21 protein-coding genes are annotated in these 24,949 nt (G+C 48.7%); 13 read left to right on the forward strand and 8 right to left on the reverse strand.

Features of this window, described 5'->3' with window-relative positions; all coding sequences use genetic code 11:
* Positions 1–172: 172 nt before the first annotated feature.
* Positions 173–1,717 (reverse strand): malate:quinone oxidoreductase, encoded by a 1,545-nt coding sequence (locus HP435_RS28260; RefSeq protein ID WP_255679267.1) that lies wholly within the window; start codon positions 1,715–1,717, stop codon positions 173–175.
* A 691-nt stretch (positions 1,718–2,408) separates the two neighbouring features.
* On the opposite strand from HP435_RS28260, the gene HP435_RS28265 reads away from it, so the two are divergent.
* From HP435_RS28265 to HP435_RS28320, 12 genes are all read left to right on the forward strand, one after another.
* On the forward strand, positions 2,409–2,864 hold the full coding sequence (locus tag HP435_RS28265; RefSeq protein WP_063231626.1) for a tellurite resistance TerB family protein: 456 nt from the start codon (positions 2,409–2,411) through the stop codon (positions 2,862–2,864).
* Between the two features lie 88 nt (positions 2,865–2,952).
* Entirely contained in the window at positions 2,953–4,158 is a 1,206-nt protein-coding gene (locus HP435_RS28270) for an HpcH/HpaI aldolase/citrate lyase family protein (RefSeq protein WP_173597215.1), read from the forward strand.
* Positions 4,091–5,470, forward strand: a complete 1,380-nt coding sequence (locus HP435_RS28275; protein WP_173597214.1) for a phosphoribosyltransferase family protein — start codon at positions 4,091–4,093, stop codon at positions 5,468–5,470. Before HP435_RS28270 ends, HP435_RS28275 begins: the two co-directional genes overlap by 68 nt.
* Before the next feature lie 23 nt (positions 5,471–5,493).
* Positions 5,494–6,639 carry a cysteine protease StiP family protein gene (locus HP435_RS28280; RefSeq protein ID WP_122962282.1) on the forward strand — a complete coding sequence of 382 codons (1,146 nt, stop codon included), beginning with the start codon at positions 5,494–5,496 and terminating at the stop codon, positions 6,637–6,639.
* On the forward strand, positions 6,636–7,451 hold the full coding sequence (locus HP435_RS28285; protein WP_122962281.1) for an HAD family hydrolase: 816 nt from the start codon (positions 6,636–6,638) through the stop codon (positions 7,449–7,451). The genes HP435_RS28280 and HP435_RS28285 overlap by 4 nt, the downstream gene beginning before the upstream one ends.
* 155 nt (positions 7,452–7,606) lie before the next feature.
* On the forward strand, positions 7,607–8,212 hold the full coding sequence (locus tag HP435_RS28290; RefSeq protein WP_122962280.1) for a TerD family protein: 606 nt from the start codon (positions 7,607–7,609) through the stop codon (positions 8,210–8,212).
* Positions 8,213–8,271: 59 nt separating this feature from the next.
* A complete protein-coding gene (locus HP435_RS28295) occupies positions 8,272–8,853 on the forward strand; it encodes a TerD family protein (protein WP_063231632.1) in 582 nt (193 codons plus the stop codon).
* A 36-nt stretch (positions 8,854–8,889) separates the two neighbouring features.
* Entirely contained in the window at positions 8,890–9,474 is a 585-nt protein-coding gene (locus HP435_RS28300) for a TerD family protein (RefSeq protein ID WP_122962279.1), read from the forward strand.
* Between the two features lie 129 nt (positions 9,475–9,603).
* Entirely contained in the window at positions 9,604–10,827 is a 1,224-nt protein-coding gene (locus tag HP435_RS28305) for a TerD family protein (protein WP_122962278.1), read from the forward strand.
* A gap of 17 nt (positions 10,828–10,844) precedes the next feature.
* Positions 10,845–11,744, forward strand: a complete 900-nt coding sequence (locus HP435_RS28310; RefSeq protein WP_122962277.1) for a TerC family protein — start codon at positions 10,845–10,847, stop codon at positions 11,742–11,744.
* 65 nt (positions 11,745–11,809) lie between these two features.
* Complete coding sequence (locus HP435_RS28315; RefSeq protein ID WP_229049779.1) at positions 11,810–12,490, forward strand: vWA domain-containing protein; 681 nt, start codon at positions 11,810–11,812, stop codon at positions 12,488–12,490.
* Positions 12,491–13,516, forward strand: a complete 1,026-nt coding sequence (locus tag HP435_RS28320; protein ID WP_173598927.1) for an ATP-grasp domain-containing protein — start codon at positions 12,491–12,493, stop codon at positions 13,514–13,516.
* A 101-nt stretch (positions 13,517–13,617) separates the two neighbouring features.
* On the opposite strand, the gene HP435_RS28325 is transcribed toward HP435_RS28320, so the two are convergent.
* Positions 13,618–16,701 carry an ATP-binding protein gene (locus tag HP435_RS28325; protein WP_173598926.1) on the reverse strand — a complete coding sequence of 1,028 codons (3,084 nt, stop codon included), beginning with the start codon at positions 16,699–16,701 and terminating at the stop codon, positions 13,618–13,620.
* 57 nt (positions 16,702–16,758) lie between these two features.
* Entirely contained in the window at positions 16,759–17,646 is an 888-nt protein-coding gene (locus HP435_RS28330; RefSeq protein WP_173598925.1) for a LysR family transcriptional regulator, read from the reverse strand.
* Positions 17,647–17,862: 216 nt separating this feature from the next.
* On the opposite strand from HP435_RS28330, the gene HP435_RS28335 reads away from it, so the two are divergent.
* Entirely contained in the window at positions 17,863–18,894 is a 1,032-nt protein-coding gene (locus tag HP435_RS28335; protein WP_122962272.1) for a ketopantoate reductase family protein, read from the forward strand.
* A gap of 188 nt (positions 18,895–19,082) precedes the next feature.
* On the opposite strand, the gene HP435_RS28340 is transcribed toward HP435_RS28335, so the two are convergent.
* The 5 genes from HP435_RS28340 to HP435_RS28360 all read right to left on the reverse strand — a co-directional run bounded on the left by HP435_RS28340 (position 19,083) and on the right by HP435_RS28360 (position 24,599).
* Positions 19,083–19,877, reverse strand: coding sequence for an ABC transporter ATP-binding protein (locus HP435_RS28340; RefSeq protein ID WP_229049780.1), 795 nt, complete (start codon positions 19,875–19,877; stop codon positions 19,083–19,085).
* Positions 19,878–19,902: 25 nt separating this feature from the next.
* Positions 19,903–20,892 (reverse strand): FecCD family ABC transporter permease, encoded by a 990-nt coding sequence (locus HP435_RS28345; RefSeq protein WP_173597210.1) that lies wholly within the window; start codon positions 20,890–20,892, stop codon positions 19,903–19,905.
* Complete coding sequence (locus HP435_RS28350) at positions 20,889–21,902, reverse strand: FecCD family ABC transporter permease (RefSeq protein WP_122962269.1); 1,014 nt, start codon at positions 21,900–21,902, stop codon at positions 20,889–20,891. Before HP435_RS28350 ends, HP435_RS28345 begins: the two co-directional genes overlap by 4 nt.
* Position 21,903: 1 nt before the next feature.
* Positions 21,904–22,896: an ABC transporter substrate-binding protein gene (locus tag HP435_RS28355; protein WP_173598923.1), complete on the reverse strand. Its 993-nt coding sequence runs from the start codon at positions 22,894–22,896 to the stop codon at positions 21,904–21,906.
* 89 nt (positions 22,897–22,985) lie between these two features.
* Complete coding sequence (locus tag HP435_RS28360) at positions 22,986–24,599, reverse strand: helix-turn-helix domain-containing protein (protein ID WP_122962267.1); 1,614 nt, start codon at positions 24,597–24,599, stop codon at positions 22,986–22,988.
* Positions 24,600–24,949 lie beyond the last annotated feature (350 nt).

The raw sequence follows: 24,949 nt of genomic DNA on the forward strand, positions 1-24,949 counted from the left end.
TGAAAATGCTACTTGCGGCCTATCCGTAGCAATCCCATGCCAGCCTGTCATCCACGAACAGACGAGCGGCTGACCAAGCAAACAGCCAAAATAAAACGGCCTCTCATCCCGCAACGCAACATGCAGGAGAAAGGCCGCTTGCTTATGATTGGATTAAAGAACCGTCTGCCGTCTACTGGACAGCAACCAGTTTATTGTCAAGCCCCAGCGTCTTTGCTGTGTTTACATGAATGTCATGCAACAGCTCTGGATTGTCCATCAAAGACATGCCATAAGAAGGAATCATTTCTTTAAACTTCACTTCCCACTCGGTTACATGTTGCGGGAAGCATTTTTTGAGGACTTCCAGCATGACAGATACTGCGGTAGAAGCACCCGGAGATGCCCCCAACAAAGCTGCGATCGAACCATCGCCAGCCGTGATGACTTCCGTACCGAACTGGAGCGTTCCTTTGCCGCCAGCTTCGGTATCTTTGATTACCTGTACGCGCTGACCGGCAACAACCATATCCCAGTCTTCGCTTTTCGCATTCGGAATAAACTCGCGCAGCTCTTCCATGCGTTGTTCTTTCGAAAGCATGACTTGCTGAATCAGGTATTTGGTCAATGACATCTCTTTCGCGCCTGCTGCCAGCATCGTCATCACGTTGTTCGGTTTGACAGAAGTGATCAAATCGAACATGGAGCCGGTTTTCAGGAACTTAGGCGAGAAGCCAGCAAATGGCCCGAACAGCAACGATTTTTTATTGTCGATATAACGTGTGTCCAAATGAGGTACGGACATCGGCGGAGCGCCGACCTTGGCTTTACCGTATACTTTTGCATGATGTTGCGCCACAATATCCGGGTTTTTACAGACCATAAAAATACCACTTACCGGGAAGCCGCCAATGCGTCTTCCTTCCGGGATACCGGATTTTTGCAGCAAGTGCAGGCTTCCGCCCCCACCGCCGATAAAGACGAACTTCGCTTTATGGCGTTGAACACTGCCGTTATGCAGGTTTTTCACTTTCAGCTCCCAAGAACCGTCGCTGGCCCGCTTGAGGTCATCAACGCTGTGCTCGTAGTTCACTTCAACGTCTTTGCTCTTCAAGTGATCAAACAGCATACGCGTCAAGGCCCCAAAGTTGACATCCGTTCCAGAGTCGATCTTTGTGGCAGCAATTGGCTCGTCGGAGTTGCGGCCTTCCATCACAAGCGGAATCCATTCCTTCAGTTTTTCTGGAGAATCGGAGAACTCCATGCCTTGGAACAAAGGATTGTTTGCCATCGCTTCGAAACGTTTCTTCAAAAACGATACATTTCTCTCCCCTTGCACCAAACTCATATGGGGCAATGGCATAATGAAATCTTGCGGATTGCTGATCAGCTTGTTGTTCACCAGATAAGACCAGAACTGCATGGAAACTTGGAACTGCTCATTGATCTTGATTGCTTTGCTGATGTCGACCGATCCGTCTTTCTTTTCGCTGGTGTAGTTCAGCTCACAGAGTGCAGCATGCCCAGTTCCTGCATTGTTCCACTCGTTGGAGCTTTCCTCTCCTGCTTTTGAGAGCTTTTCAAACACTGTAATTTTCCAGTCTGGTACTAATTCCTTCAGCAGTGACCCCAGGGTCGCACTCATGATGCCGGCACCAATTAAGATAACGTCTGTTTGCATTTGTCTGCTACTCATTTTTACCGTCCTAACTCGCTGGTATTTGGAGAAAAGATGCAGGCGGCTCCTGATCTGGCCCCGTTGCAAGTCAGGGTGCTACCTAGTACACACCTTTTCTGGAATAATTACAACCTGTATATAGTGTAACACTTTTATCTTTAGAATAAAATATTTGCTATATATTGATAGTTATATGCTATTAAAGGTGCCTTAAATTTTAGTAATGATGCACTTTTAATAGAGACATACTGAAAAACGGTCATAAAACCTTATAAAGGCACAAAAACCAAAGCCACTGCTCGATGAGTGTTGCGGGGTTATCGGCAGGGTTCTTCCGTTATTTTGCCTTATAGCGGGATATTATATGATCGCATCGCAAAAAAGCGTTCGGGGATGTGTACAATTGCTTTGCCCCCCACGATATTCATGCCATCTACCCGGCTGGTCAAACATACATTGTTACATTCGATGGCCTGCAACAAGTAGCCTATGTCAGTCGGAACTTGATCACACAATTGTATAAAAGGATCAATTTTTACATATAGGCTGGTTGTTTGTGGAAATTTATCTGTTTTTGTCGAACGGTATTAAGCGAAAATCATGCAAAAACAGACTTTCACCAACAATAAATAATTTAAGAGAATACTGGAATTCTTACAAATCCGTTATGATTTTGCCAAATTATATCAAATGTTGTAAGATTGTAGCATAGGCGTCATAGTTTCAGAAGTTTGTTGATGGAGGTAATAAAATGTCAATTTCTGGCACATTTTCGAACTGGCTTAAAAGCACGCAATCGACCTTGCGGGACCAGGTTAAAAAGTTTCAGAATCGTGACTTTATGGATGCAGTCGTCGCGGGATGCGCATTGGTTGCCGCAGCCGATGGACAAATAGACTCCACAGAAAAACAAAAGATGGCCGCTTATATCAACCGAAGCGAAGAATTGAAAGTTTTTAATATGAACGATGTTATCGCCCGGTTCAACCATTTTGTCAGCGGATTTGAATTTGATCATGGCGTAGGCAAGATGGAAGCGCTCAAAGCAATCGGAAAAATCAAAAATAATTCGGAAGCAGCACGAGTTCTCATCAGTGTGTGTTGTGCCATTGGTGCAGCAGACGGCGATTTTGATGAGAAAGAAAAAATGGTAGTTCGGGAAATTTGCCAGACCGTTAATTTGAATCCAGGCGATTTCCAGCTGTAACCAACAAGCGGGATTGCCTTATACCAGAGGCAGTCTTGTTTTTTTATCGTATGGCGAATTGGGATGAAGAGGGGAGTCGTTTCTTTTTATGCGGCATTTTGATTACTTGCTAGAAGATGAAAGAGCAGAACTGTTCAGTATACACCCTCTTCCGATCAATCGAAGTACCGAAAAGGAAGTGCTGGCCCACGCACTGGGAGCAACGCTCTATATGCCAGCCATGCGGGCTACCATCTCCCAGGACGTCATGACCAAAAAACACGAAGGCTTGATTTCGATGGTGATTTGCCTGGAAGACGCCATCGGTGATCATGAGGTGCCAGAGGCGGAGCAATCGCTGATTCGGCAAGTGCGCGATATTTCCAGCCAAATGCGGCACGGCTTGATCCACCAGGACGATATTCCGATCATGTTCGTGCGGGTACGGGATGTCGCCCAAATGAACCGGATTGTCGATGAGCTGCAAGAAGACTTGATTTGCCTGACAGGGTTTGTGTTCCCGAAGTTTACCAGCCACAACGCAGAAGAGTATCTGGAGGCGCTGGAATCCTGCAATCGGCATGTTTCCTTTCCCGTGTACGGCATGCCCATTCTGGAATCTGCCGACGTTATTTACAAAGAGACCCGGACAGCCGAGCTGCTCTCTATCAAAAATACGATAGACAAATACCGGCACCTCGTTCTGAACGTGCGTATGGGAGCAACCGACTTTTCCAGCCTGTTCGGATTACGCCGGGGGCCGGACGTGTCGATTTACGATATTTCCACGATTCGCGACTGCATCGGCGACATCGTCAACATGTTTACCCGCCAGGGCAGCGAGCACGTCGTATCAGGTCCGGTCTGGGAGTATTTTGGAACCGGAGAAAGATTGCTGAAACCGCAACTTCGCCAGTCTCCTTTTGAACAAAAACTCGGCGGTTCATCCGGGAGAAGGCTTCGCCAACAACTGTTGAATCACTGGCAGGACGGGCTGATCAAGGAAGTGTTGCTGGACAAGGAAAACGGCCTGACTGGCAAAACCATTATTCACCCGAGCCACATCAAAATTGTCCACTCCCTTGCAGTGATTACACGAGAAGAATACGAGGATGCCTGTACCATCCTGCAAAGCCAGACAAACGGCGTGACCAAGAGCCAATATGCCAACAAGATGAACGAAATCAAGCCGCATACGAGCTGGGCGAAAAAAATCATGATCAAATCAAAAGTGTACGGGGTGTTCCATGAACATAACAACTTTATCAACCTCCTCGCCCGAACATCAAATATTCAACTTCAATATTCTCGGTAATCTGGACATCACCATCCGCGTTCAGCAAAATCCGTATCAACTCCCGCCGGAAGCACTGTTTCAGATGGCTGCCCGCATTAACAAAAAACGAAGCTTTCTGTTTGTCAGCAAAGTTCTCGGCAAGCATTTGCCCGTTCGTCCCGCCACATCTGTGCTGAGCGGAATGGCATTGGCCGCCCGGCTCCTCGAAGAACGGTACTCCCTCGAAGTCGCAGAGCTGCCCGCGATTGTGCAAGGGATCGTCCACCAGGAAAAAAGCGATGAGATTCTTCACCAGCTGCTGCTGCATCCTTTTGAATTGCCCGAACCGTTGTTGTTCATCGGCTTTGCGGAGACGGCTACGGCACTTGGACACAGCATGTTCAGTGCGTTTGGCAGCAAGACCGAATACATTCATACGACCAGGGAGCGCATCAATGAGCTTCCGTCCACGATTGACTTTGAAGAAGAGCATTCCCACGCAGTAGCTCATCACTTTTATCCGGTAAATAAAAACTTGCTACGTTCTGAGTGCCCAATCGTATTAGTAGATGATGAGATTACGACTGGCAAGACAGCGTTGAACATCATTCGCGAGATTCAGCGTCACTTCCCGCGAAAGCAATACATCGTCGCTTCCTTGCTGGATTGGCGTTCCCAAGAGGATCATCGCAAATTCCAGGAGCTTGAAGCCGAATTGGACATCAAAATCACGGCCATTTCTCTGCTCAAAGGGGAGATTGAAGTAAACGGAGCAATAGGCGAGCAACCGACACAGCAAACAATCGTTGCCTCTGCCCACGCAGGCACAGCCCCGGTTGTTATCCCGCTGGAAACGGCTGCGCTGACCAAGCTGTCCTTTTCTTCCATCACTCCATCAGGGTTCATCAACACGCAACCATACTTGCTGGAAACGGGCCGCTTCGGAATAACAGCCGAGAAGCAGCGTAAATTGCACGGCACACTTCGCGAGTTGGGACAAGCTTTGCAGCAATACCGCACAGGCAGGGCCTTATGTATGGGAACGGGCGAATTTATGTACGTTCCGATGATGATCGCCGCTTTTATGGGCGACGACGTCTTGTATCAATCGACGACGCGAAGCCCCATCCATCCGGCAGCAAAAGAAGCTTACGCCGTGCAAAATGCATTTTCCTACGAGAGTCCCGATGATCCTGCCATTCCCAACTTTATTTACAACATCCCGGAGCAGCGGTATAGCGAGTTGTTCCTGTTCCTTGAACGCGGGACGAGCGATGAACGGCTGAACAGTTTGTATGCAGCTTTGGCTCAACTGCCGATTCCGCACAAGTATGTCGTCATGTTTTGCTAACAGCCAAGAGAGGGGGAAACCGCATGGATCGAGGATCAGTATACGCTGTAGAACTTATGAAGCCGCCCCAAATGGGGAGCTATCCAGCAGAAGATGTTACCTTCCTGTTGAAAGATATCAGCGAATTGATGGAAGAAACCAACACGGAAGACCGCGAAGAACTGATTCAGGCAGGCACCCACTATTCGGAAATGCTTCCTGTTGAGTATCAGCCTTCTGCCGAGTACATCTCCTTGTTTCATCACGCCTTGCAGACGACGGCACGCAAAGTGGCGCTGGCGTCAGCAGTCGTAGCTGAATTGATTCTGGCGCGAAAAGGCAGGGAGCTTGTGCTGGCCTCGCTGGCGCGGGCCGGGACGCCCATTGGTGTTTTGATCCGCCGCTATTTGCGCCAAATTCATCAGCTCGATGCACCTCACTACAGCATTTCGATCATTCGCGGCAAAGGCATTGACGAAAACGCGCTGCACTACATTCTGGAACAGCATCCGGGCAAAAAGATTCAGTTCGTGGATGGCTGGACGGGAAAAGGGGCGATTACGTCCGTGTTGCACGAGGCGATATCCCGTTTCAATCAAAAGTACCTGCTGCGGCTTGATGCCGATCTGGCTGTACTCGCTGACCCGGGGCATTGCGTCCAAACATTTGGCACCCGCGAAGACTTTTTGATCCCCAGCGCTTGCCTGAACTCGACTGTGTCCGGCTTGATCAGCCGTACCGTCCACCGCGATGATCTCCTTGCAACTGGCGAATTTCATGGAGCCAAGTTTTATCGGGAATGGATCGCAGAAGATGTCTCGAACTTGTTCGTCGATACGATCTCGGCCCATTTTGCCGATATTGCCGCCGAAGCCAAGGAACAAGCAGCCGAATTGATCCGCCATGAAGACGACTACGTGCCAACCTGGAAAGGAATGCACGATATTTCGCGGATTCAGCAGGAGCTGGAAATAGATGATGTCAATTTGATCAAACCGGGGGTTGGTGAAACGACTCGCGTACTCTTGCGCAGAGTGCCGTGGAAAATCCTCGTCGATTCAGTCGACAACCCGAATCTTGCCCATATCATCATGCTCGCCAAAGACAGGGGTGTATTGGTGGAGGAACGTTCGGATATGAGCTATTCCTGCTGCGGCATTATCCGACCGATGAGAGGGGAAAACCAATGATTTTTGCCAGCGATCTGGATCAGACGCTCCTGTACGGAACGCGCTTCCTTGCAGACCATACACAACCGTTTCAGGTGGTCGAGGTGCTGGACGGCGCGCCTATCTCGCACATGTCTGACCTGGCGATTCACTTGCTTCATGAGGTGCACCTGCAGTGTTTGTTTGTACCAGTGACTACAAGAACGATTGAGCAGTATAAACGCATTGCCATTTTCCAAAACGAGCTTGTACCGCGCTATGCCATTACGAGCAACGGCGGCCATGTGCTTCGTGACGGACAAATCGACGAGCAATGGAGCCGTCAGGTGCGCAGTAAAATGATCAACGAATGCGCAGCAATCCACGACATGCTGGCAGGCTTCGCCCGGATCAGCCACGAGCAGTGGGTCATCCGCGAGCGAATGGCTGAAGATTTGTTTTTCTACAGCATCATCGATCGCGAAAAAATGCCTGTCGACGAACTGCGCGACTTCGAACAGTGGGTCACTGAGCAAAACTGGAGCATGTCCATTCAGGGCCGAAAGCTCTACCTCGTACCGCAAGCCGTAAACAAGCGCGATGCTTCCCTGTACGTGTGCGCATTGGAGCAAGACGATCGGATGATTGCTGCTGGCGATTCCCTGCTGGACATGCCGCTTTTGGAAGCAGCACACCTCGCTGTCGTTCCTCCGCACGGGGAAATCTATCAGCTTCGCGGCCACAATGACGCCGTAGCCAGCTTTCATTTTACGCAAGCATCAGGAATGAGCGCTTCCGAGGAGATTTTGCAGACGGTTCTCGCCTCCTTGCGCCAGGAGCTGCGAGCACGCTAGACAAGAAACGCGGGAAATCGACCGAAAAAGTTACAAATCAGGCATAAATTGAAGTTTTTTGCAAATTTATGTAGATTTTATCGTCATGCAATGAAATAATCGAATTGTAATCTGCAAAAGAATGGGTGAAAACCCGGACAGAGTGGAGGGTGTACATGTCAGTTATCAGTTTGCAAAAAGGGCAAAAAATTGACCTGACCAAAGGAAATGCTGGCTTGAGCAAAGTGCTGGTTGGACTTGGTTGGGACCCGGTGAAAAAATCGGGAGGACTGCTTGGCGGACTGTTTGGTGGTGGACAAGCCAACATCGATTGCGATGCTTCTGTCATCATGCTGAACGAAAACGGAAAATTTACAAAAGAAACAAATCTCGTCTATTTCGGAAATAAGAGAAGTGGTTGTGGCAGCGTCGTTCACTCCGGAGACAATTTGACGGGTGATGGCGATGGAGACGATGAACAAATTTCTGTCGAGCTTTCCCGCGTCCCTGCCGATGTACACAAACTCATTTTCGTTGTAAATATTTACGATTGCGTCAGCCGTCGCCAAGATTTCGGGATGATCGGCAACGCGTATATCCGCATCATGAATCCATCTACCACCCAGGAACTGTGCAAATTCAACCTGACAGATAACTACGCAGGGAAAACGTCGCTAATCGTGGGTGAATTGTATCGCCACTCTGGTGAATGGAAATTTGCTGCTATTGGTGAAGGAACAGCAGATACTTCGATTTCCCATCTTGTCGGACGATACACATAGCTCTTTGCCGGTTGTACTTCCCATCACAATAAAACCCCAATTATTAGGAGGAATCACACATGGCCGTTTCATTGCAAAAAGGACAAAAAGTAGATTTGACCAAAACAAACCCTGGCTTGACCCAAATCAAAGTCGGTCTTGGTTGGGACACCAACAAGTACGATGGCGGCGGCGAATTTGACCTCGATGTATCCGTATTCCTGCTGAATGAACTCGGAAAAGTGGAAGACGACAAACATTTCGTATTCTTCAACAACCCGCAAAGCCCTGACGGCTCCGTGGTTCACTCCGGAGACAACCGCACTGGCGCTGGAGACGGCGATGACGAAGTAATCGAAATCGACCTGTCCAAAGTATCCGCAAGTGTACAAAAGGTTGCTTTCACCATCACAATCTACGACGCGGCTACCCGCAACCAAAACTTCGGTCAAGTATCCAATGCGTATGCGCGTGTACTGAGCGCAAGCAGCGGCGAGGAACTGATCCGCTACGACCTCGGCGAAGATTTCTCCGTTGAAACTGCTGTAGTTGTTGGCGAACTGTATCGTCATGGAAGCGAATGGAAATTCAGCGCAGTTGGTGCAGGCTACAAAGACGGTCTCGCAGGACTGGCTCGCGATTACGGTGTAAACATCGGTTAATAACCCATTACGATTTGTGGAAAGGATGAACTCCCCATGTCAGTAATCAGCTTATCCAAAGGTCAAAAAATTGATCTGACGAAAGGTAATCCTAACCTGACCAAATTAGTCGTTGGACTTGGTTGGGACACGAACAAATACAATGGTGGCTCTGATTTCGACCTTGACGCTGCGGCGTTTTTGCTCCGTGCAGGCGGCAAAGCGACTGGCATTCAAGACTTCGTTTTCTACAACAACATGCAAGGCGGCAACGGCTCCGTTACGCACACAGGCGACAACCTGACAGGTGAGGGCGATGGAGACGACGAGCAAATCAAAATCGATCTGACCAAAGTACCAGCGGAGATCGAAAAAATCGCCATTACTATCACGATTCACGATGCCGAAGCGAGAAGACAAAATTTTGGACAAGTCTCCAACGCCTTCGTTCGCGTCGTTGATGAAACGACAAACCGCGAAGTTCTCCGCTACGATCTGGGCGAGGATTTCTCCGTAGAAACGGCTATCGTCGTGTGCGAACTGTATCGCCACCAGGGCGAATGGAAATTTGCTGCTGTAGGCAGCGGTTTCTCCGGCGGACTTAAAGCGCTTTGCAATAACTTCGGATTACAAGCAGGGTAATTCGTCAACCTGAGGATGCTAGTTTGATAGTAGGGACTAGCATCCTTTCTTGCTTTTTTTAAGCTGGACACAATGCGGCGACGCCATGCTTTTGGCGAAGCCAAGTTTTCGAAGATAAAGGTGATAGTGATGACGATGACGATTGTGAAGGGGCAAAAAGTCGATATTACTAAGCAGTTTCCGGGATTGAGCAAAGTAATTGTCGGCCTTGGCTGGCGCGCTGGCAACGGAATTGAGCTGGATGCATCGGCTTTTCAACTGGGCGCGTCCGGGAAAGTGAATCGTGAGGAAGATTTCATTTTCTACGGAAACCCCAGATCAGTAAACGGAGCGGTTTCCTTGCGCGACGGCTCTGGAGATAATCAGCAATTCGAACTGGACCTTGCGGCAATAACATCCGACGTGGAAAAGATCGCTTTTACCATTACGATTTACGATGCCATTACACGCGGACAAACGTTCCGTCAGGTTTCCGATCTTTATTTGCGGATCATGCACCCCGTGACCTTTGTTGAAATGATTCGGTTCCCATTGGTTGATTTCACTACGGAAAATTCGATTGTGACTGGTGAATTGTATCGCTACAAGGGTGAATGGAAGTTCAATGCGATCGGGAGCGGCTTTAACGGCGGGCTGGCTGCCTTGTGCGGAAACTTTGGCGTGGAAGTGGCACAGGAACAACCATCTTCTCCACCACCACCTCCTCCAGCGCCGCCAAAGGTTGAGCAACCGCCGGAACCGCCTATCAATCTGTCCAAAGTAGAGCTGACGAAAAAAGGCGAAACGATCAGCCTGCGCAAATCGAGCGGAGCGCTTGGGCAAATCAGCGTAAACCTGAACTGGAACAGAAAAGTCAAAAAATCTATCGGGTTTTTAGGTTTTGACAAATCTTCTGGCATCGATCTCGACCTCGGCTGCTTGTATGAGTTGTCAGACGGATACAAAGGGTGCATTCAAGCGCTTGGCAGGAAGTTTGGCCAATATACGGACTTCCCGTTCATCGAGCTGGATGGTGACGACCGCACGGGAGCCAGAACAGATGGGGAGAACCTCCGCATTAACGGCAACCAAGTACGCGAGTTTAGTCGGGTTCTGATCTTTGCCTACATTTACGATGGTGTGGCAAAATGGGCGGAAACAGACGGTGTTGTCACGATCAAACAAGCGGACAACCCGGAAATCGTCGTCCGCATGGATGTTCATGACCCGCGCAAGATCATGTGCGCCATTGCCATGATTGAGAGAAAAGACGATACGTTCCAAATCAAGCGCCTGGTCGAATACTTCAATGGACACGAACAAATGGATCGCCACTATGGTTGGAACATGCGTTGGGCCGCAGGCAGCAAATAGCGTAGGAGGAAGACAAAATGGAATTTTTGAATGGGCTGATTGAAACCTATTCAAGCTTTTTCTCGTGGGAAGTCTTGCAAGGAGTATTAACGAACCCTGCCAACTGGACCATTATTCTCTCGTTGGTCATTCTGGAAGGTTTGCTGTCAGCAGACAATGCACTTGTACTGGCAGTCATGGTCAATCATTTGCCAGAAAAACAAAAGAAACGCGCCTTGTTTTACGGCTTGCTCGGCGCCTATTTATTCCGTTTCCTGGCGATCGGCTTAGGGGTCTTCTTAGTCAAAATGACGGCGATCAAAGTAATGGGTGCCCTCTACTTGCTCAAAATCGCGGCCGATTACTTCGTTGGTGAAAACGAGAAAGCCCAAAAAGCAATCAATGTATTGCTCTATCTGGGAATGGCGGCATGCTTGTACTTCATTCCAATCCTGGCGGTACAAATCCTCGGTGGATTGCTGATCGTCTGGCTGCTCTACCGCGTATTCAAAAGTGGCAACGACGACGAACCAGAAATCGAGAACAAAGGAAAAGGTTTCTGGAAAACGGTACTTGCTGTTGAGATGATGGATATCGCCTTCTCCATCGACTCTGTTTTGGCTGCCTTTGGTGTCAGCAACCAGGTTTGGGTACTGTTCCTCGGTGGGATTCTCGGCGTCCTGATGATGCGGGGTGTCGCTCAAATCTTCCTGAAGTTGATCGCACGTATTCCTGAATTTGAGACGACAGCGTTCGTACTGATTGCGCTCATCTCCGTGAAAATGTTCCTGGGCGCAGCTGGCTTCCACATCGAGTCTTACATCTTCTTCGGTGTTCTCGTTCTCACCTTCCTCGCTACATTCATCGTGCATAGGGCGAAAAAGCGCAAACACGGAGATCAAGATGCTTCAAAAGACAAAGTTGCGGAAACAGCATGATAGGAAAGGCAGAAAGCGAGGTCAATAGACACTCGCTTTTCTTTTCGAAAAAAGGAGGCTAGATGATGATATCGTTTGTTAAAGACGTGCAGGTGGTCCTGGAAAAGAAAAAGCTGCAACAGGTGAAGGCACGGGTTGCCCTGGTCCTCGATATAACCGGCTCGATGCGTCCGTACTATAAAAACGGGACGGTGCAAAAGGTAGTAGAACGCATTTTGGCAGTAGCCAGCCAGTTTGACGATGACCAGACACTCGACGTATGGGTCTATGATCATCGCTTCTCCCGACTTCCATCCGTAACTGAGCAAGACTTTGAAAACTACGTAAACCGTGCCATCCTCGAAAACGCCGCTGTTGAAAAGTTCGGCCGGAACGACGAGCCGTTAGTCATGCGCGATATTATCGCCAAATATACGCAAGAAGAGCCGAGCAGTCTGCCCACCTACATCACGTTCATCAACGATGGCGGCGTGAAAAAAGGGGCAAATGAAGCTGGCGATTCCGTTCAAAAGCTGATCATCGAGTCAGCCACAAAGCCGCTGTTTTGGCAATTCGTAGGGATCGGCAATGCACACTTCGGCGTGTTGAAAAAGCTCGATACAATCGAAGGACGCTTTGTCGATAACGCCAACTTTTTTCAAATCGATAACATCGACACGATTTCAAACGCAGCTCTCTACGACCTGCTGCTGAACGAGTTCCCGCTTTGGCTGGAAGAAGCAAAACAAAAAGGAGTTTTGGCTTAAATGAAAAAACGGCTCTGGTTCAATCGGACTTTTGCTACGGCGTATCCAATCGTTGAAATGATTCGCAATAACCCTGACAATATCGCCTTCGAGATTTTTGTGACTCACCCGAAACGCCATAGCGTGATGCTGCAAATCGCAGACTATGCTGAACTGGAGCCGACACTCGATGTACCGCAATACATCGACTATTGCCTGTCGTTTTGTCAAAAGCACAAGATTGACGTATTTCTCCCCAACTATCGCCTCGTGGAAATCTCCCAGCATATCGAGGAATTTGAACGGCTGGGCACACAGGTTATGATCGCTCAGGAACACCAGTTGTTGGAGGACATCTCGGATAAAGGCAAGTTGTTTCAACTGTTCCATGACGTGCCGGGAGTACCGCTTCCCGCGTATCAGATTGTGAACACGGCCGAGCAGTTCCAGTCTGCCTATGAACAGCTCAAGCAAAATGGCGACAAGGTGTGCTTCAAGCCTGCCCGTGGCGAAGGCGGGGCGGGGTTTTATGTAGTGGAAGATCAGCTCGATCCGTTTGATCGCCTGTTTCGATCAACCCACTATCAGATCACGCCAGAAGAAGCGCTCCGCGTGCTGTCCACGCGCGAGACTTTTGACGACATCATGGTTATGGAGTATTTGGACCAGTATGAATACAGCATCGACTGCCTCGCCTACGGAGGACAATTGCTGGCAGCAGTGCCGCGCAAAAAAGTCGAGGGCCGTATTCGCAAGCTGGAACATAACGAAGAGTTGCTGAGCATAGCCGAAGCAGTACAGCAGCGGCTCCAGCTTTCCTACCTGTATAATGTGCAAATCAAATACAAGGACAACGTACCGAAGCTTCTGGAAATCAATCCGCGTGCTTCCGGCGGAATGTATGCATCTTGCCGCTCCGGGGTGAACTTCCCGTACCTGGCGCTGAAGCTGCTGTTGACCGGAAAAGCCGACGTGCCTGTACCGAAGCTGGATATTCTCACGACGCATGTGGAGCGCGAGATTGAATTGGTGCGGTTTTTTGAGTAATAGACACATGCCACTACAGCATGAAAGCCATCCCCTATCAGGATGGCTTGTTCATTTTCAGCGCGATTCCCGCTTGTCGGCTCGGTGAAGCCAATAACCACTTATCCTGTGCTTGGTATATAAAAAGTTATCTTCGTGCCTATACCTGGCGCGCTTTTGATATGAAGTCCCGTCCCGAAGTGCCGCTTCAATCGCTGGTCCGTATTGATCAGTCCAACGCCTGACTTGCTGTTAGCCTTTCTTTCCAGCAGTTGTCGCAAGTGGGCTTCGTCCATTCCAATCCCATCGTCTTCAACGGTTATCTCCACTTGCGTTTCGTGGACAGCAATCCGAATGAGAATTTTCCCCCCAGAATTGCGCTTCATCACGCCATGTATTATCGCATTTTCAACGAGAGGCTGAATCGTCAGATAGGGGATTTTTACTTCCTCACAGTCATCTATCTCCCAAACAACCTCCAGCCTTTCTTCAAACCGCACCTTTTCAATATACAGATACGAACGGATCAGACTCAGCTCTGTTTCGATCGGCACAAGTCCACCCATGTCTTCAAATTTAAATTTATACCGCAAAAAATTGCTGAACTCATAAAGCAATTCACGCATCTTATCCAGATTTATGTCACTCAAAGCTGTCGCAGCACTTAACGCATTGAATATAAAGTGCGGCTGGATTTGCGCTTGCAGCCAGGCAGCTTCTAAGCGCAGTTGTTCCCGAACAGATTGCTTGATCGTAGTTAATGCCTCAATCCGCGATTTGATCTCCATTCCATCTACTGGCTTCGTCACATAATCGTTTGCTCCCGCCAAAAAACCGCTCTGAATATCTTCCGGCTGGCTTCTTGCCGTAAGCAACAAAACAGGAAGTTCAGTGAGCGTAAACCGCTGGCGAATGATCTGCGTCAGCTCATAACCGGACATCTGCGGCATCATAATATCGGAAATGACCAAGTCCCATTCCTTGGTATCCAATAAAGCCAACGCTTCTTTTCCGCTCGTCGCCATTGTTAGATCGTATTGTTCTGGAGGCAGGATCGCTTCGAGCACTTGCAGGTTGATCGGATCATCGTCCACGATTAACAGGCTGGGGCGGCCGCTTTTCGCTTTGACTACTGCTGTTCGTTTCGTAGTCGACAAGCTTTCCGCTTTTTCCTGAATCGACATGGCCGGGACAAAGACCTCTTCCTGCTCTTGCACATTGGCCAGCTCTAACGAAAAGGTAAAGGTTGAACCTTTTCCCAACACAGAGGACACTTCTAGCGTCCCTCCATGAAGTTCAACCAGCTGCTTGCTAATACTTAACCCTAACCCGAAACCGCCTTCAATCATGGTCTCGCTCGTGCTGGCTTGCTCATACGGATGGAACAGGCGCTTGAGCATGTCTTCATCCATGCCGATCCCTGTATCTTTTATAACGATATAAGCCCTTCCCTCCTTGGAAAAAGCCTGAATCGAAATCATCCCTTCGTTCGTGTACTTCACCGCATTATGCAGCAAATTGAACACGATTTGAATCACCCGGTTTTCATCCGCGTGGACGGGAGGGAACTGTTCCGGAATTTCATTGATCATTTTCACAGATTTCACTTCTGCGTTAATTTGCAGCATATCAATCACACCTGTCACAATCGGCTGAATATAAATGACGGTTTTTTGCAGACGCGGATTGCCTTCCCGCAAACTCATCACGTCAATCAAGTCGTTCAAAATCAATGTCAGCCGACGTCCTACCGATAAAACCGTCTCTAGCTCCTTGACACTTCTTTCCTGCAACGAATGCCGTTCCCTGCTTAAAACAGATTGCGACATGTTCAACATGCTATGCAGCGGATTTTTAAATTCATGCGAAGTATTCGCCAAAAATTGATCTTTGTGGTCATTCATTCTTTGCAAGGTTGCAGCAAGCTCTTTTGTTTGGGCATGCATGATGAAGTAACCTTTAAACCATACCGAAGCAATACACCCGATGGAAATGATCAGATCAAACGGATAGTAGACCAGGCTCAAGCCGCTTTCCCGCCAGACCAGCATCCAGATCAGATGGTGAATCAGCGCGAGCAAAGCACAAAGCAGCAGCAGATTGCCCATGACATCCTTGATCAGTCTTTTCAAAATGGAGATCATCGCAACTGCTGCGGCAATCGCACTCAACAGGAGATAGACCGGGAATAGCATCGTTATTTGATCGGGGTTTAAACCCAGCGTAATACCCGCAATCCCCAGGCTAACTATTTTGTAAACCGGATATATTCTGCTCCAATAAGGCAGCTCGCGATGGCTCGTACACGCAAGCAAAGCGTAAGCTCCGAGCATGAAAGAGAAATTAGCCAGACGGAAATCCCAATCGATGCCCATGTAGAAGAATTGATGGAACAACTTTTCATCATTGCTTAACACCGTGCTAAAAGCCGTCGTTAATGCCAGCAACGCAAAATAAAGCAGCCTTCTCTCCTTGTTTCCTAGTACATATAAAATCAGCGCATAAACGGCATGCATCAAAAAGATCAGCGCTGCCAAAAGCTGCGTAAAAACAGATGCTTTCATTTCCTTAGCAATGGTTTCTTCTGAGCCAAACTTGATGGATCGAACAATGCCGCTGCTTCGCCCATCTACATAATTGGCGGCCTGAATGACCAGTTCAATTACGCCGTTTTCATCTGCCGTAAAGGTTGTGGAATAAGGCAAATTCTCGGCAACATAGCTTTCCTTCGATTCCGCTGTCCGTCCCGATTTGGCAAGCAATCGGCCATTCACATATAGTTGCGATGCCGTACGCACGCTTGGTACACGAATGCTGTAACGCCTTTCTTTTTCCGGATTGACATGAAGACGCAAGCGATAAGAAGCAAAGCCGTATGGAGTTGGCTTTTCGCCATTCAACGCTTCATTCCAGCCCCCTGGAACGTAGATAAGTGCCGGCTTCTTCTCGCCTGCTACTTGGTCGGATCGACTACCCATCAACCATTGCGAGGGGAAAAACTCCCATTCCCCATCAAGCAGCACAATGTCGCCATCTTCTGCGTTCCAGTCGCGCAAATCCAATTGTCCGTTCTGAATCGACACTTGGTGATACCGAAACAAATCCATCCACAAAATGCGCGACACGGACAAGACAACCACTAACAACCCTAGCAGCAGGACAATATGGCTCTTTTTCATGTGGTATTTCGGTGAATCATGTGCCAAGAAGTATTCCTCTCCTACTCTTTTTTTCTTCTAAGACACCGGATCGAGCGGAAACGGTCAGTACACCTTGTATGCTTCGTATCGTTGTTGAAAGTAGGAAATGATAAAGTCTCGCAGCTCGATTACTGCCGGTGGCAAGTGGCGATCTTTCAGCCAGGACAACCCGATCGTATAGGTGGAATCCATATCGGCGATCTTGACGTAAGTTAAATTCAATTTTCTGCACACGGAAACCGGGAGCAGCGCTACCCCTTGGTCCAGCTTGACAATCTCCGCCAACAGTCCGGAATCCAGTTCAAAATTGATGGCAGGAACGAATCCTGCCCGTTCGCAAAGCGCCATGGTAAAGCTGCGATATTCTTCATTGTTAGCCAAGGCAATAAACGGGTCATTGGCCGCTTGGCTTAACGATACCGCCGCCTGTCCTGCCAGCTTGTGGCCGGAGGGCAGCGCCAGCACGATATCTTCATCCACCAGCACGCAGCTCTCAATCTCTTCATCGGCAATCGGCGGCCCCGCGATCCCTAAGTCAAGTTCTCCTTTCTTCAAACTTGTCTGTATCACGCTTCTCGATCCGATTCCTTGCTGGATTTTCGCCCCTGGATGGCAAGCAATGTACTCGCTGATCAGTCCTGAAAGAAATCGGGGGTTCGAGATCGATATTTTGATCGTCCGCGCAGCTTGTTCAGTCTGTGATTGAATCTCCATTTTTGCAGCTTCAATGGCGGTAAAAATTTTGTTCACGTGCTTTAGAAGAATACGTCCGGATGGGCTTAGCTCGATGTGTCTTCCTTTGCGGTGAAACAAGCTTGTGCCTAATTCGTCTTCCAGTCTTTTGATCGTCAGGCTCAAAGAAGGCTGAGCAATCCTCAGCTGCTCGGCGGCCTTGGAAATATGCTCGGTATAGGCGACCGTTTGAAAGTATTTTAATTGAAGCAACTCCATCGATTAATGCCACCCCTATATTTATTATCGTAAATAAATTCATAGTTTATTATGTATTATATTAAATAATAAACTCGCCTTAAAATAGGGATTAGCAGCCCAGGTTAATCGAATGAATACCTCTGCGACGATGGGCTACATGATACCGAGCTGTCATTGGCTTCTCCAACAATCGCATATAATTACTTAGCTAATAAATAAAGGGAGGTTATTCAAATGCGCATTGCCATACTAGGAGCAGGTTCTTTGGGAACAGTTGCCGGAGCTTATATTGCTGCCGGAGGACAAGAGGTGGAGTTGATTGACGTTTACCAGGCGCATGTGGATGCTCTGAATCAGTCAGGCGCCAAAATTGTCGGTACGACGGACTTCCAGGCAAAAGTAAAAGCCGTCACCCCAGACAACATGTCAGACGTCTACGACCTCGTGCTGCTATTGACCAAGCAGTTGCACAACGATTCGGTCCTGCGAGACTTGCTGCCCTTTTTGCATGACCAAAGCGTCGTCCTCTCTTTGCAAAACGGGATACCGGAAGAAAAGGTAGCTTCTATCGTAGGCCGCGAGCGCGTCATTGCCGGGTCGGTCGAATTTGGCGCTACGTTTATGGAGCCGGGCGTTTCCAAGCTTACCACCGAGTATCGTCACTTTAAAAAGTATGCTTTTCAAATCGGCGAATTGGACGGTAGCACCACACAGCGGCTACAGCAGATTCAAGCGATTTTAAACCTCGTGGGAGGCACTCACATTTCCGACAACCTGGTCGGAACAAAATGGTCCAAATTGCTGATTAACAACGCGTTCAGCGGCTTGTCAGCGGCGCTTAACACTACATTCGGCGGGGTACTCGATCATGAAATCAGCCTGATCAGCGCTGCTCATATTGCCGATGAAACAATCAAGGTCGGCCATGCCAACGGTGTGCAGTTCGCGGCCATGAACGGATTTGATCCGGCATCACTGGAACTGAACCGCGAAGAGGATATTTCCCCAAGCACGCAAAAGCTGCTCCAGCTGATGAAGGCTTCCCGCCTGCTGAAAGCGAGCATGCTGCAAGATCTGGAGAAAAAACGCAAAACGGAAATCGATTGCATCAACGGTGTCATTCCCCGGCTCGCGGCAGGCAAAGATATTTTGACGCCTTACAACGACCTCGTTGTGCAATTGGTCAAGCAGGCTGAGGAAACTCAATCCGTGCCGGAGTTTGAGGTCAATATACAACGGTTTGCAGAGCTGAATCGGCGCGGGTGATTGGTTTGTGTCCCTATTGCGCGCCCCGAACAATGCTCCACATGGATTGCAGGCACCAGTTGCAAGGACGGGAACAGACTGCGTGTAAAAAAGCCCAGCGATGCTCCAGGAAGACGCAACCTCTTCTCTACAATATCTCTACACCACAAAAGCCCAAGAACCCCCTTGCTCTAGGGGCTCTTGGGCTTTTATTCAGCATAGCTCTTTCGTTTCCCGTAAGGAATAACCAGTGGTGTGCCGAAAAGCGGATCGCGAATCACTTCGCAGTCCAAATCAAAAACCGCTTTGACAACCGCTGCCGATATGACTTCCTCTGGCTTGCCCTGCGCATAGATTCGCTGATCGCGCAGCGCAATTATATGGTCGGCATAACGGCACGCCAAATTGAGATCATGCAAGACCATTATGATCGTACGCCCAGCTTGGCGGTTCAGCTCAAACAGCAAGTCCAGAATCTCGATTTGATGCGTCATGTCGAGGTAGGTCGTCGGCTCATCCAGCAACAAGATCGGAGTATCTTGGGCAAGGGCCATGGCAATCCACGCTCGTTGCCTTTGGCCTCCTGACAAGGAATCAACCGCTCGCTGCGCATGCAAGGTCAGCTGTGTCGCCTCCAAAGCTTGGTTAATCAGCCATTCATCCCGTGCGGACTTTGGCGTCAACAAGCCTTGATGCGGGTATCTTCCCTGCTCGACCAGCTGCCTGACGGTCAATCCCTCCGGGGCAATGGGGCCTTGCGGTAAAATCGCCAACTGCTTCGCCAGCTCTTTTGTAGACCACTGGGCCAATTGTTTGCCATCCAATAAAACCGTTCCATCTTCGGGCTTAATCAACCGTGCCAACGAACGCAGCAATGTCGATTTCCCACAGCCATTACTGCCGATCAACACGCTGATTTTGCCTTCATGAATTTGAAGATCTAATGCATCAATGACTGTCTTGTGACCGTATCCTAAAGTCAAACTTTTCGTCTCTAGCTGCAAACTGATAGTCTCCTCCCGAGCGGTATTAGAGGTTTCGATTTCGGTACAACAAATAGATAAAGAACGGCGCGCCAATCGCTGCGGTAAAGATTCCCGCCGGCATATCATACGGCAAAAACAGCGTTCTTCCGATCACATCTGCCGCACATACAAGAAAGCCGCCTAATAACCCGGCTACAGGCACAAGCAGATAGAACGATCGCCCAATCAAGGTTCGGGCAATATGAGGAGCTACCAATCCCACAAAACCGATCGTACCCGCATATGCCACGGCAGAGCCAGCCAACGCTACACTGATCACGATAAAAAGCGTTCGATGGCGCTGCACGGCGTCACCCAAGCCTGTAGCAACATCATCTCCCAGTTCTTGAACGTGCGCCGGTCGAGTCAGTATCAGGGTCAACGGCACCAAAACGCCGATGACGACAAGCATTGCTCCAACCTCCGCGTAATTTGCCGCATAAACAGTACCGATCATCCAAATGTACGCTTGTGAAGCGACCATAGTTGGACTGAGCACAGTCATCATCGTCGTAACCGCTCCTGCTGCCGCTGCCATCCCAATCCCAATCAGAACGAGCCGAATCGGAGTCACGCCTTTATTCCAGGAGAGCAGATAAATAAGGAGAGATACCGTTCCTGCGCCGAGCATGGCGGCAAAAGGTAAGCCAGCCACTCCCCATTTTCCCATCAACAGCGCCGTATACAGCGTAGCGGCTACGGCCGCTCCGTTCGTAATCCCGATAATGTCCGGGGAAGCCAGTGGATTCCGAATGACGCTTTGCAAAATAAGACCCGATATCCCGAGTGCCGCACCCGCCAGAAAAGACAGTAGCACCCGCGGAAGTCTCAGTGTCATGACAATATAAGCATTTTCACCGTCGCCTAAACCGAACAGCTCCGCAATCACTTCCAAAGGAGAAAGCAGGGTCGACCCCAATGTTAATCCCGCCATGCAGACCAGCAATGCCAAGCTTGCTGCCATTACGACTATCATCCGCTGATGCCTTGTCATTTCTTCACAAACCCCCTGCGTGCAATGTAAATAAAGAAAGGGGTTCCCATTAAAGCCGTCAAGACGCCAATCGGCATCTCTTGCGGCATGATGATGAAGCGGGCCAACACGTCCGCGCACAGCAGCAGACTTGCTCCCATTAGCGCGCAGTAAGGAACAATCCAGCGATAATCCTGCCCGACCAATCCTCTGACGATATGAGGAACGATTAACCCAATGAAAGCAATCGTTCCCCCCATCGCAACCGAACCGCCTGCCAAAACGACGATTACTACAGCAAGGGCAAATTTCACCCATCCCAGCCTCAGTCCCAAACCGCGCGCAACGTCATCCCCGGAGATCAACACATTCACCGGACGAGCCAGACACAAGGCAAGAATAAAAGCCGCACCCATAATAGGCAGCAGCGGTTGGACGTTCTCCATTGTACGAACCGAGACAGAGCCGCCCATCCAGAACAGCACGCTTTCCAAGTTCTCTTCATTTAAGACAAGCGTCCCTTGCGTAAAGGAAGCAAACAGAGCCGCCACGGCTGAACCCGCCAGCACCATTTTTACAGGAGACAGCCCGTCTCGGCCCAAAGAGCCTAAAAAGTAGACAATGACGGCGGCCACCGCAGCACCCAGAAAGGCGACCCACATATAGACCAGCATCGAAGCTGCCGGAAAAATGGAAAGAGCAAGTACGATAAAAAACATCGCACCTGCATTAATTCCAAATATACTCGGAGAGGCTAACGGATTTCGAGTGAGCGCCTGCATATAGGCTCCGGCAACAGCAAGCGCTCCTCCGATAACCATGGCAATAATCGCTCTGGTTAAACGGGTTGTACGAACAAGCATGTGCTCCGTAATGGCTGGGTCAAAGTGAACGAACGCATCCACGACTGTCGAAAAGGGAATGGTGATCTGTCCGAGAGATACGCTGGCTGTAGCAGCCAGAATAAACAAAACGAACGCAGCCACACACCCCCAAATTTTCTTCGATTGGTCAAACAATAGATGCGCCATGTTACTTCTCTAATCCGAACCGTTGGTAAATATCATCCAGCATGAGATTGGCGGCAATGATCCCTCCACCGACATTCCATGTGACTTCATCAACCAGATGTACATTGTTGGATTTTACTGCATCCAGACCTTTCCACAACGGATGATTCGTCCACTCTTGATACAGCTTTTGCACTTTTTCTGCTCCAGAATCGTCAAACTTGAATACAAAAAGGACCTTTGCATTCATCGAAGGAATGCTTTCCACGCTCGTCAGCTTCATGTGAACCGTTCCTTTATCGGCTTCAGCCTGTAGCGTTTTGGAACGAATGAACCCCAGCTCATCGAGGATATCCCCTGCAAATCCAGTCACGTAAATACGCGCATGATCTTCCCGGAAATTCAATACGGTTGCTTCAAGCGGCCAAGCGCTGCCAAGCTTGGTTTGAAGTTTTGTTTTTAAATCTGCCACGCGCTTGTCCCACTGATCCAGCAAAACTTTACTTTCCGCCTCTTTATTCAGTGCTTGACCCACGACAGTCAGCGTATTTTTAAAATCGTATAATGGATCGATCATAACGGTTGGAGCGATTTTGCTTAATTGATCGTAGATTTTCTCGTGCCGTGAAATAGAAGCGATAATGAGATCCGGCTTCAACTTGGATACCAGTTCCAGATTAGGTTGTGTTTCTACTCCGAGATTTTCAACATCCTTCAGGCTGTCCCGCAAGTATTCATAGACAGGCTGTTGCGACCATGATTCAACGGCGCCAACTGGTTTCACATTCAGGGCAACTGCTACATCTGTCGCTCCCTGAAATAAAGTCACAACTTTCTTGGGCGTTCCCACGATCTCTGTAGTGCCGAGCGGATGTGTAATTTTGCGAGTTTGCTCGGCTGGCTTAGCCTCCGAATTATTGGATACCTTGTTATCCGCACTACCACACGCTGCTGTAAAAATCGAAAGTACCATCGTCATAAGCAGTAATAGCAATAACTTCGGTTTCTGCTGCATACATCAGTCTCCTCTACTGTTGTCCGATATTAATTCTCATTATCAATTATATGAAGTTATCTTCTTTTTAACATGGACGTATCCGACTGTTATTTGGAGATATAAGACTCTAGCAGCTGATCCATTTGATCCAGAAGCAGATCATGGGATAAAGAGGTATAGCAAGTGTAAAGATGCTGCCTTTGGTACATCGGATAAACAGATGAATTTCTGACTGCTTTCAACTCCTGCCAATCCGCTTGTCTAAACAATTGCTGGACTTCACGGTTGATCGCGTAATTCATCCTCTCTGATCCGTCGTGCCTATAGCTCGTCAAAATAATATGTTCCGGGTCGTACTGTTTCAATGCTTGTACATTCGTTTCCTGATAGTGGGCAATTTGTTCGACACCAGCAGGTACAGCAAGCTGTAGATCGCCATACAGGACAGTCCCGACGTTCCGTTTTCCGTAAATGCACATTTCCCCCGCTCCAATCCCTACAATCAGAAAGGTCTGGCCCTCGATTTTTTGTGCATATTTCCGCCGGATTCGCTCTGCTTTTTCCTCGTATTGCTCAAGCCATGCATTAGCGGCTGACGCCTTGCCTATTGCTTTGGCGATGGATTGCAGGTGAATACGCCAGTCCTGGTGATAAGGCAAGGTAATGGTTGGTGCTATCTGGTTGTATAATTGCTCCTTCAAAGACAAGTCTTCATGGGTATGTTCTCGCATGATGATCAATTCAGGACGCGCCTCTAATAGTTTTTCCAGTTCAGGGGTGCTCTGTCCGATGTTAATGGTGTCTTCCAGGCGATCTTCAATCGGGTATATATTATTTTTAACCGCAGCATAAGGCTGAACGTTCAAAGCTACCAGATGCCCGGTTGTTAAATGCTTTAACGAAGCAATTTTATCCGTCATCTTGATTTTATTGATGTAAAAAGTGGGCGACATGCCCGTCTCCAGCTTGAACTTGCGGCTAAAATAAAATTCATCGCTATATCCTACTTGATGGGCGATTGTACGAAATGACTCATTTGACAGCAAAAGCGATTGCTTCGCATGCTTGATTCTCACTTGATTTACATACTCGATCGGCGTTTTGCCGTACTTCTTTTTAAAAGCGCGTGAATAGTAATCCGGATTTAGACCTGCCAATGCTGCCAGGTGCTCTCTTGTAATTTCCGAAGCATAAAATTGCTCTATGTACTTGCGGGAATACTCGATGCCCTGCTCGGTAAGCCCATCCTTTTCTTCAGCTGACCCTGCCATTAGCTCCAGCAATAATTCCTGAAACTTGATATTGGCTTTCATTTGCTCCAACTGCATCGCCATTGCATGACCTTGCAGTTGTACCAGCTCTTTCACGAGGTCGGTAATGCCGGCAAATGGCGATATTGGCACATGGGCAGGCAGGATCGGCGATAAATGAGGCTCATAATTATTGTTTTTCGGTGAGTAGCACGCAAATTGAAGTTCATAGCAGGATGAAGGCTGAGCAGCAGCTTCCGGCTTCCAGACGAAGGGAGTGTATGGCGCAGCATAGTGCATCTGAGCAGTCTCTTCACCGTTCCGGGATTGATGGACATATAGCAAGGCATGGTGTTCTCTACTCAGCGCTGCGGACAAACTCGCATCGTCCATTTGAATTACCTTGATTAATTTGAACAAATAAGAGCTTGTGTCCTCATGACCTTTATTTGTAAGGTTCGTCGTCCTCATCCATCTTTGCACCCCTTCACCAGATGATAACTATTCTCATTATATTCTTATGAATGTAGTGAAGGCTACGGCTATATCGTCATTTGTGTTCGTTTTAGGAAGACAGGCTATCATGCAACTGACAGTTATAGTCGTGTCAAAAAGGTTGAGGTTCAGATACAGCGACACCGTAAGCACGAATCCGTAGTTCATTCTAATCGGCATTCTCCTCCTCATCTTCCTCATTCGAAGCCGACACTAGCAAGATCAGCGTCGATTCATGCCTGTTCCGTTGCTGCCGTCATCTGATCACGCATAAATGTGATGTGCGCATAAGCCGATCAACGGTGGCCACACACAGCCCGCTCATG

Source organism: Brevibacillus sp. HD3.3A, assembly GCF_013284375.2.
Lineage (GTDB): Bacteria > Bacillota > Bacilli > Brevibacillales > Brevibacillaceae > Brevibacillus > Brevibacillus parabrevis.